This is a genomic window from Kaarinaea lacus, assembly GCF_975902315.1.
The window spans coordinates 1-4,353 of sequence record NZ_CDLKIE010000232.1; the positions used below are offsets into that span (position 1 = coordinate 1).

The 4,353-nt window shown below is 44.8% G+C and carries 5 protein-coding genes; 4 read left to right on the plus strand and 1 reads right to left on the minus strand.

Annotated features, from left to right (window positions below):
• On the minus strand, positions 1 to 736 hold a 736-nt coding region (locus tag ACWVCM_RS06960), incomplete at its 3' end, for a LysR family transcriptional regulator (RefSeq protein WP_455201003.1).
• A 130-nt stretch (positions 737 to 866) separates the two neighbouring features.
• On the opposite strand from ACWVCM_RS06960, the gene ACWVCM_RS06965 reads away from it, so the two are divergent.
• From ACWVCM_RS06965 to ACWVCM_RS06980, 4 genes are all read left to right on the plus strand, one after another.
• On the plus strand, positions 867 to 1,283 hold the full coding sequence (locus ACWVCM_RS06965; RefSeq protein ID WP_455201004.1) for a DoxX family protein: 417 nt from the start codon (positions 867 to 869) through the stop codon (positions 1,281 to 1,283).
• 143 nt (positions 1,284 to 1,426) lie between these two features.
• Complete coding sequence (locus tag ACWVCM_RS06970; protein ID WP_455201005.1) at positions 1,427 to 1,852, plus strand: hypothetical protein; 426 nt, start codon at positions 1,427 to 1,429, stop codon at positions 1,850 to 1,852.
• 57 nt (positions 1,853 to 1,909) lie between these two features.
• A complete protein-coding gene (locus ACWVCM_RS06975; RefSeq protein ID WP_455201006.1) occupies positions 1,910 to 2,893 on the plus strand; it encodes a glutathione S-transferase family protein in 984 nt (327 codons plus the stop codon).
• Positions 2,894 to 3,237: 344 nt separating this feature from the next.
• Complete coding sequence (locus ACWVCM_RS06980; protein ID WP_455201007.1) at positions 3,238 to 4,110, plus strand: hypothetical protein; 873 nt, start codon at positions 3,238 to 3,240, stop codon at positions 4,108 to 4,110.
• The last annotated feature ends 243 nt before the right edge of the window (positions 4,111 to 4,353 follow it).

Genomic DNA, 4,353 nt, shown 5'->3' on the forward strand with positions numbered 1-4,353 from the left:
CCTGTACATGATGACGCGGCAACCAGGCAAACCCGAGCCCTGAAGCCACAGCTGCCGATGCAGTTTCCATACTTGTTACCGTCCAGCGATATTCTGCACCTAACCAGCCCATATCAACATTGTGTCTACTACCGGAATCGCGAATCACTACCTGCATTTCTCGTTCAAGGTCTTTCATTGTCAGCTTACGGCCAAGCTGGTGCAGGTGGTGTTCGGGATGAGCTACAGCAACGAACTCTACCTGATAAATTATATCGCCAAGATAATCTGATGGATTGAATGCACTAATGATGAGATCCGCTTCACCGGATTCCAGGGCATCATCGGCACCTGAGAGGACAACTTCTTTCAGCTGGACTCGGGTACCCCCACTTTGTGGTGCGAACTTTTTTAAAGCCTCCATCAATATCATATTGGGAAACGCCGCATCCACGACAAAGCGAATTTCCGCTTCGCGCCCATGACTCAAGCTTTCTGCCAGTTGTTCAAGTTCGGCAACATCCTTTAACAATTGATGTGATCGACGCACTAACACTTCACCTGCCTCAGTGAGGTGGGCCTTGCGACCCTGGACGACCAATAACTGGATACCCAATTGCTCCTGCAACTTACTAATGGAATAACTAATCGTGGACTGGCTGCGAAACATCTGCTCGGCGGCCTGAGCATATCCACCGTAATCCACTACAGCCTGTAGGGCCCGCCATTGTTCTAGTGTCGTTTTAAGCGTATTCATAGGGTTATTAATCTAATTATTCGATCATTATAGTCAATATTTTATACTTTTTTATCGAATAGTTACACCTATAATTCTGAGTCATACACCTGGTTAATTCAGCCAATTTTAGACAAACAAGGAGGCAGTAATGGACAAATTCTTAACACCCATCGCACGGCTTTTCATGGGACACATTTTCCTGCTTGCTGGCATTAGCAAAATCGGTCAGTACGCGGGAACACAAGGTTATATGGAAGCCATGGGGGTACCCGGTGCTTTACTGCCGCTGGTAATTGCCCTTGAGATTGCTGGCGGCCTGGCCATCATCGTTGGCTTACAGGCCAAATGGACTGCTTTGGCATTAGCTGGCTTCAGTATCGTATCAGCCGTTATTTTTCACGCTAACTTCGCCGATCAAACACAAATGATTCTTTTCATGAAGAACTGGGCAATGGCTGGCGGTCTGTTGTTACTCGCTGTGCATGGTGCCGGCCATTTCAGCGTGGACAATTACCTGGCTCGATCAAGAGAGAAATCGCCTGAACAGGTAGGTGCAACAGCTTAGACAATTGTGAAAATATGCTGGGCTACACCCTGCAAGCCATTCCTTGCAAACCATTTCATGCAAACCAAGGTTAGCCCGGCAATTTTCAAATTTTTTCATAAATGGAGTCATGTATATACGTAGCCGGAAAAAAGGATAACGTCATGACAGACTATGCAAACCTCGTAATTCGATGGGCGCTGGCCTATTTACTGATTATCAACAGCATCGATACAGTGACTAACAACAACAGTATCGCAAGCGGAAATATCTGGATTGACGATCTAATAATGCTGGCAGCAGTGATCAACATTGGAGGTGGCATATTGTTAGCATCGGGTTGGCAACTGCGCAATACGGCCGTGGTTCTGGCTATTTCGACTGTTTTATTCGCCCTGATTTACCAGGAGCCTGTTGCCCTGGCCATCACTATGGGTTTGTTGGTGCTGGCGTATAATGCTAAAGATTTGCTCCCTGAACGTGACAATAAAAATTTATCGGCTTCCTGTAATGAAAGTTCTGGATCCGGTAACAAAACAACGACCAGCGCCACAACTAGCATCGTTAAGCGCAATACATGCGGCTGTTAAAGCCATTGAATCAGGATTAAATTATTTGGTGTAAGTAAAAAATATCAGGAGTAATACATGAGTTTGGTGAAACAGGGTAAATTGACAGGCGATTGGCTAGAAGAAGAAACCAAAGATGGTGAATTCGTTCGTCTGGATTCAGTTTTTCGCAACTGGGTAACTACCGACGGTGCACCCGGTCCCTCAGGAAAAGGTGGCTTTATAGCCGAGCCTGATCGTTATCACCTGTATGTATCCTATGCCTGCCCCTGGGCTCACCGAACCTTGATGTTTCGTAAACTAAAGAAACTGGAAAGCATTATTTCTGTATCAGTGGTGCACCCGGACATGGGCCCTGAAAGCTGGAAATTTGATAACAGCTTTCCCGAAGCAACGCCAGATCACATCAATCATTTTGAATACATGCATCAGGTTTATACACTGGCCGACCCACAATATTCGGGCATAGTTACTGTGCCCGTGTTATGGGATAAAAAACAACAAACGATTGTTAATAATGAATCTTCCGAGATTATTCGCATGTTTAATAGTGAATTTAATGCGATTACTGGTGACAACACCGATTATTACCCCGGAGCTTTACACCAGGAAATCGATAAGATTAACCGGTTGGTGTATAACAATGTGAACAACGGTGTTTATCGTTGTGGCTTTGCCCGCACCCAAAGGGCCTACGAACGTGCCTTTGATTTGTTGTTTTCTACCCTGGATACCCTGGAAGAACGCCTAAGCCAACAACGTTACCTGGTCGGGAACACCATTACAGAAGCAGACTGGAGACTGTTGCCTACCCTGCTTCGCTTTGATCCCGTTTATGTAGGCCACTTCAAATGCAACCTGCGCCGCATCGCAGACTATCCTAACTTATCCAGTTATTTGCGTGATCTGTACCAGCAACCAGGTATCGCGGAGACTTTCAACCTGGATCATGTCAAACGCCACTACTATTGGAGCCACGAGTCAATCAATCCCACCCGTATAGTCCCCAAAGGTCCTGAGATTGACTACCTGGCCCCTCACGATCGCCATCGGTTCGATTAAGATTCCCGTCCTGTAGCCCCAGATCCGCAGCACCAGGCATCATAACAATTCTCCAGATTTGGGCGAGATGGGTCGTCACACCCCACTATTTTGATATTTGTGAGTAAACCAACAGGGGACATGCACGTTAATAAGGCTTGTTACACTCTGTGGGGGAGCGTTCTTTATTAGAAAATGAGAACTGGTTCTCGGTTGATATCGTACTTTGCATTATAGTAGTGCTGCAACACCGGCTTTTAGTGGCCAACTACTTAGACAGCTTGCCAGACTATGATTCGCCGCGTAATCTAGTTACGTATTCCTTCCGTTAGCCGTATTCGAAGAAGTATTCAGAGGTTGCCGCAATGAAAAAAATATTCCTTATCTTATTTACCCTTCTTTTTGTTTGGTCTTGTGGTGATAACACCATGGTGAATGATCAAGATCCTGTGACCCAGGATACCGACACCACGCTAGATACACCACAGAATACAACAACTGATCCTGTTGATGCCGTGGTTCCTGACCTGCCCGATGCTCCGGAACCTCCTGTACCCAATATGTCGAACACGCTCAACAATAAAGCCAATGCCGCCGCAAGCGGCTTTTGTGAAAGTCAGAAGCAACTGCAAATTTTATCAACCAGTTTGATGAGCGCTTATTCTTCTAAAGGCAATGGTTCTGATAATTATTATTGTGGGGGCACTGCCAGTTTTACGGAAGATGGCATGATCTTCGGAATAGAGCTTACAGACTATTGCGTGAATGCCCGAGGTCAGGAGGTCACATTAAATGGATTGATCAATGGTGAAATCGAGAGCGGCGCAAACTTCACATCAGATATTGTAGAGTTAACAATAGAAGGTGAAGGCGTTAACCTGTCGCTTGATGGCAATACCTGGGATGGTCGTGCCGATGATATGTTCATGAATTTGAATATCTCTGATCTGGCGAACGCTATCGAAATCAGCCTGGAAGGTGTCAACATCAAGCATAACTCTAAAACGAAAAACGGCGAATTTGATCTTGGTTACCTGAACATCCCTGATGTTGGAAAATTTTACTTCAAGTTTATCGATCACTTTAACGCGGAATTGACTAAAGGCATGCTGTTTATCTACGGCGAAGCTGAACAGTTAATTATAATCTCCGCAGATAGTGGAACGATTACGGTAGTTTATAAGGAAAACAAAAGAGATTCTGGCACCTTGTTAACACAAACCAGTTGCGGCTCTTGAAAATTCCACATATTAGATAAAAGAAAGTTCTCGGCAACTTATATACAGGGTCAGATGGAAATCTCCATCTGACCTTTTTTATTTAATAATTATATGTTATGTCCTGCATCACTAATTCATGCTATGTTTGAATATCACTTCCTGACCGAACGCATGAGCCAAATTGGCACTAAATCTTTGTAAGCGTTCTATTAAAACATCTAGTTGATCGATGTAATAGCCATTGGGCAACAATAATAATGA

Excerpts from the sequence above, each read along its gene's own strand:
- ACWVCM_RS06980 (WP_455201007.1), top strand. The coding sequence starts at position 3,238 with ATGAAAAAAATATTCCTTATCTTATTTACCCTTCTTTTTGTTTGGTCT.
- ACWVCM_RS06965 (WP_455201004.1), top strand. The coding sequence starts at position 867 with ATGGACAAATTCTTAACACCCATCGCACGGCTTTTCATGGGACACATT.
- ACWVCM_RS06970 (WP_455201005.1), top strand. The coding sequence starts at position 1,427 with ATGACAGACTATGCAAACCTCGTAATTCGATGGGCGCTGGCCTATTTA.
- ACWVCM_RS06975 (WP_455201006.1), top strand. The coding sequence starts at position 1,910 with ATGAGTTTGGTGAAACAGGGTAAATTGACAGGCGATTGGCTAGAAGAA.